The sequence below is a fragment of the Nguyenibacter vanlangensis genome (assembly GCF_013376155.1).
Lineage (GTDB): Bacteria > Pseudomonadota > Alphaproteobacteria > Acetobacterales > Acetobacteraceae > Gluconacetobacter > Gluconacetobacter vanlangensis.
Genome location: NZ_JABXXP010000200.1, coordinates 1 through 4,835, shown reverse-complemented (window position 1 = coordinate 4,835; position 4,835 = coordinate 1). Strand labels below are relative to the sequence as shown.

The window sequence follows — 4,835 nt, the reverse complement described above, 5'->3', positions numbered from 1 at the left end:
GCCGGTTATCGCCGCCCGGTGGTGATCGGCGCGGGGCCGTGCGGGCTGCTGGCCGGGCTGGTGCTGGCGCAGATGGGGCTGCGGCCGCTGATCCTGGAGCGCGGCAAGATCGTGCGCGAGCGTACGGTCGACACGTTCGCGCTGTGGCGCAGGTCGGTGCTGACGCCCGAGAGCAACGTCCAGTTCGGCGAAGGCGGGGCGGGCACGTTTTCGGACGGCAAGCTGTACAGCCAGGTCAGCGATCCGCGCCATTACGGTCGCAAGGTGCTGGCGGAATTCGTCCGGGCCGGCGCGCCGGAGGAGATTCTGTACCTGTCCAAGCCGCATATCGGCACGTTCCGCCTAGTGTCGATGGTCGAGCATATCCGGGCCGAGATCGAGGCGCTGGGCGGTGAATACCGCTTCGGCACGCGGGTCGAGGAGGTGCTGGTGGAGGCCGGGCCGGACGGGCGGCGGGTCGTGGGCGTGCGGCTGGCGGATGGCGGCGTGGTGGAGACCGGCCATGTCGTGCTGGCGATCGGCCACAGCGCGCGCGATACGTTCGCGATGCTGCATGCCGGTGGCGTGGCGATGGAGGCAAAGCCGTTTTCGATCGGCGTGCGCATCGAGCATCCGCAATCGGTGATCGACGCCGCGCGGTTCGGCGCCCAGGCGGGGCACACGCTGCTGGGGGCGGCGGATTACCGGCTGGTGCATCACGCGTCGAACGGGCGGGCGGTCTATTCCTTCTGCATGTGTCCGGGCGGCACGGTGGTCGCCGCGACGTCCGAGGAAGGGCGCGTGGTCACCAACGGCATGAGCCAGTATTCCCGCGCCGAGCGCAATGCCAATGCCGGGATCGTGGTCGGAGTGACCCCGCAGGCCGACTATCCGGACGGACCGCTGGCCGGCATTGCCTTCCAGCGTCATTGGGAACGGCAGGCCTATCTGGCCGGAGGCGGCGATTATCGCGCGCCGGCCCAGCGCGTGGGCGATTTCCTGGCCGGCCGGCCGTCGACCCGCTTGGGCGCGGTAGAGCCGTCCTATCGCCCGGGCGTGACGCCGACCGACCTGGCGCTGTGCCTGCCCGCGTTCGCCGTCGATGCGATGCGCGAGGCGCTGGCGGCGTTCGGCCGGGAACTGGACGGGTTCGCCATGGAGGACGCGGTGATGACCGGCGTGGAGACGCGGACATCCTCGCCGTTGCGCATTCCGCGCGGGCCGGACGGGCAGAGCGTGAATACCGCCGGGCTGTTTCCGGCCGGCGAGGGGGCGGGCTATGCCGGCGGCATCCTGTCGGCCGGGATCGACGGGATCCGCATCGCCGAGGCGGTGGCGCTGAGCCTGGCCGGGCGGGAGGTGGACGGGTTGATCCGCCAGACCATGACGCGGAGCGCGTCCGCGCAGTAGCGGAAAGGGTGAGCAGGACAGAGGCTTGTCCGAACAGGAGTCGCCTGCATGAGCGGGAGCCATATCCGTTCACACGGTTTACGGATATGGCTCCCGCTCATTGTTTTATCGAGCATCTTTATCCGATTGAAGGACCATTCGATCGGATGATGCTGTAGTGTCCTTTCGATTCCAAAATTCGCCTGCGAATTTCGGAATCAGGACACTAGATGTTTAGTCGAAATGTTTAGTCGAACGCTGTGCTCAGTTGCGTCCGGCCGTTCTGTAAGCCGAGGATCATCGCGGAGAGCATCGGCTCGGCGAGAGCGCGCAGGAGGCGCTCGACGAAGGCTTCATAGATGACGCCCTTTGGGAATTTGACGATTGCGGTGCGGTTTTCGTCGCTCCAGGCAATGAGATGGTCGGTGCCTGCAGGAATGTCGTTCACCGATTTCTTGATTGCTTCCCGTCTGTCGCTGCGGATCTGTTTGACCTCCATAATGTTGTCCCTTCCATTCCAGCCTGCGTGAATTGATGGAAAGGCGCGACTTCCTGAAAATACCAATGTCGGCAGCGTAGGCGATTTCCCAGCTTACAAGGATCTGGCAGGGTGCGATGTCTCTGCCGCCGAGGTCAACGAGGTCTGGTTCGCCAACTCCATGGCGGGGACTTCATCGACCGGTCGGACAAGCTCGTGCTCATTGGTGGCCCCGGCACCGGCAAGACCCATCTGGCCACCGCGCTTGCCGTGCAGGCCATCGAACATCACCGCAAGAAGGTGCGGTTCTGGTCCACGGTCGATCTCGTCAACGCCCTTGAGCAGGAAAAAGCAGCCAATCGCGGATCTGCGTCAGTCGGTCGGAAGCCGAGATCGTTCTCCCGAAGCGTGGACTGGCGGGACGATAGCGCCGCGCGCCGCGCTTCATAAAACAATCATATTTATGATCGTATTGATATATATTTGAGCAGAAATATGACTTGACATGACGTATTTTGTCGAGATGATATCGCTCAAGGATCAAATGCCTCGAGAGATGTCCTGACGTGAATGAAGCCTGTGTCGCAGCGATAGACGGTGGAGGCACGAAAACACTTCTGATCGTGATGCGCCATGACGGCTCCATCGCGCACATGGTGCGCAGAAACGGCTCCAATCCCTTCGACCAGCCGCTGTGGCGTGACGTTCTGCGCGATCTTATGGGGCATGTCCCCGCCGCGACGGCGGCCATCGGGCTGGGATTGGCGGGCTATGGCGAGAGCCGGACGGTGACCGCGCAGCAGCAGGAGGCCGTCCGTCATGCCGTTGGATGCCGCATCGAGCTGATGAATGACGTCGCCATGGCGTGTGCCGGTGCCTTTGCCGGCCAGCCCGGTGTTCTGCTGCTATCCGGCACCGGGTCCATGGCCTGGGCGACCGATGGGGCCGGCCGGCAGTGTCGCGTCGGGGGGTGGGGCAGCCTGTTTGGCGACGAAGGAAGCGCCTTCTGGATCGGGCGGGCCGCGCTGGCCGTAATGACGGAATTGCTGGATGGGCGGAGGACCGCTGATGCGGGGTTTCTTGCATCCTGTGCCGACGCCATGGGCCTGCCGCGCCAACCGGAGGCCTGTGGCGCGGCGCTGCTGGAATGGTATGGCACGCTCGACCACGAACGTTCGGCGGTTGCCGCATTGGCCCGGAGCGTGTCGGACCTGGCGGAGCGGGGCTGCCCGACGGCCGCGCGCCTTATGACGGAGGCGGCGGGCCATCTGATCGCCCATATCGAAGCGGCACGCCGGAAATTTCCGGACGTGGCGCTTCCGTGGAGCTATGCCGGGGGCACGTTGCGGAGCAGTTTCCTGCGCGGCGCCATTGCCGCGCGCTGCGGCGCGCCGGCACCGCCGCGACTTCCCCCCATCGGTGGGGGGGTGCTCACCGCGGCGCGCCTTGCCGGCTGGGCCCCGGATGCAAACTGGATCAATCAGCTCGCCCGCACGCTGGATGCCGCGGGCCTGGGCTCCTGAAAGGACGGCCTTACCTCATGAACGCCACCGAGCGCGGCATACGCGAACAATTTCCCCTTTGGAACAAGGTTGGGATGGGCGACATCCGTCCTGACCCGGCATCGGTCAATATCGTGGTGGGATGCGGGACATCCGTCCATATCGCCGACGCCATCGCCGCCAGCCTGAACGCCCATGGCATATTCTCGCGGGCGGTTGCCGGCAATGAATGGACACGACGCCCGCAGGATTACATTCCCAGGCATCTCCGCCCGAATGTGCTGGCGCTTTCGCGCAGCGGCGAGTCGACCGAGACTGTCGCGGCGGCCATCGTAAGCCGCAGAAACGGGCTGCATGTCACGGCCTTCACCTGCGCGCCCGGCACGAGCCTGGAGAAGAACGCCGACGCGACCGTCCTGGCGGAGACCCATCCCGAGGAAGGCATCGTCATGACGGCCTCCGCCAGCCTCATGCTGCTGATGGGGCTGCGCTATGCCGGGATTTCCGTCACGCCCGAGACGACGGCCGGAGCCGAGGCCCTTCTGAACGCCGCCGACCCCGCGCTTGCGTCGCTCATCGACGGCCGGTCGCATTTCGTGTTCCTCGGCGCGGGGGCGCTGTATGGCGTGGCGCGCGAGGGCTCGCTCAAGCTTCAGGAAATGAGCCTGAGCCAGACCGAAGCGCATCACCCGCTGGAATATCGGCATGGCCCCGTCAGCCTGATCGACGAACGTTCGATGGTGGTGTTCCTCTATCATCCGGATACGCTGGAAGAAGAAAGTCTCCTGGCCGGGGAGCTGATGGCGAAAGGCGCGCGCGTGCTGGGGATCGGCGGCCCGGGCACGGTTTCACTGTCCGTCACGGGCGACGCGGATGTCCGTCCGCTGGTCGTTCTGCCGATGCTTCAGCTTTTGGGGGAATATGTCGCGCGGGCCCGGGGGCTGGATACACTGGCGCCGCGCCATCTGACCAAAGTCGTGACGATCGCCTGACATGCGCCTCGCCCCTTTCCTGGACCTTGTCCGCCAGGCGCATGATCCGGCTGTTGCCCCGCAGGCGCGGCGGGGCCTGACGTCCGTCTGTTCGGCCCATCCGCTGGTGCTGGAAGCGGCGCTGGCCCGCGCAGCCGTTACCGGGCGTCCCGTCCTGATCGAGGCGACCTGCAACCAGGTCAATCAGGAGGGGGGGTATACCGGCATGACGCCGGCCGATTTCCGCGATCGCGTCCTTGCGGTCGCGGCGGCGGTGGGCTGCCCCAGGGAGCTGGTCCTGCTGGGCGGAGACCATCTGGGCCCCAATCCGTGGAAATCCCTGCCGCCCGACCAGGCGATGGCCAAGGCGCTCGACATGATCGAGGCATTTGCCGGAGCGGGCTTCGCCAAGCTGCACCTCGATGCGAGCATGGGCTGCGCGGGCGAACCCGCCGTCCTGTCGGACGAGGTGGTGGCCGAGCGCGCCTGCGCCCTGGCCCGGCGCGCGGAAAGCGT

The 4,835-nt window shown here is 66.0% G+C and carries 5 protein-coding genes and 1 pseudogene; 5 read left to right on the top strand and 1 reads right to left on the bottom strand.

Features of this window, described 5'->3' with window-relative positions; all coding sequences use genetic code 11:
• On the top strand, positions 1-1,389 hold a 1,389-nt coding region (locus tag HUK84_RS10585), incomplete at its 5' end, for an NAD(P)/FAD-dependent oxidoreductase (RefSeq protein ID WP_176640260.1).
• A 226-nt stretch (positions 1,390-1,615) separates the two neighbouring features.
• On the opposite strand, the gene HUK84_RS10580 is transcribed toward HUK84_RS10585, so the two are convergent.
• Positions 1,616-1,867 (bottom strand): hypothetical protein, encoded by a 252-nt coding sequence (locus HUK84_RS10580; protein ID WP_176640259.1) that lies wholly within the window; start codon positions 1,865-1,867, stop codon positions 1,616-1,618.
• 85 nt (positions 1,868-1,952) lie between these two features.
• Between HUK84_RS10580 and HUK84_RS22855 the strand changes: the two are divergent.
• The 4 genes and pseudogenes from HUK84_RS22855 to HUK84_RS10560 form a co-directional block, all read left to right on the top strand.
• Positions 1,953-2,209, top strand: a pseudogene (locus HUK84_RS22855) (ATP-binding protein); the annotation flags it as partial.
• A gap of 263 nt (positions 2,210-2,472) precedes the next feature.
• Positions 2,473-3,369, top strand: a complete 897-nt coding sequence (locus HUK84_RS10570; RefSeq protein ID WP_176640261.1) for an N-acetylglucosamine kinase — start codon at positions 2,473-2,475, stop codon at positions 3,367-3,369.
• Positions 3,370-3,386: 17 nt separating this feature from the next.
• Complete coding sequence (locus tag HUK84_RS10565; RefSeq protein WP_176640258.1) at positions 3,387-4,340, top strand: SIS domain-containing protein; 954 nt, start codon at positions 3,387-3,389, stop codon at positions 4,338-4,340.
• A 1-nt stretch (position 4,341) separates the two neighbouring features.
• A partial coding sequence (locus HUK84_RS10560) for a class II D-tagatose-bisphosphate aldolase non-catalytic subunit (protein WP_176640257.1) occupies positions 4,342-4,835 on the top strand: 494 nt, incomplete at its 3' end.

Bases quoted from the DNA above. Each gene is read 5' to 3' on its own strand.
- HUK84_RS10580 (WP_176640259.1), bottom strand. From the start codon at position 1,867: ATGGAGGTCAAACAGATCCGCAGCGACAGACGGGAAGCAATCAAGAAA.
- HUK84_RS10570 (WP_176640261.1), top strand. From the start codon at position 2,473: ATGCGCCATGACGGCTCCATCGCGCACATGGTGCGCAGAAACGGCTCC.
- HUK84_RS10565 (WP_176640258.1), top strand. From the start codon at position 3,387: ATGAACGCCACCGAGCGCGGCATACGCGAACAATTTCCCCTTTGGAAC.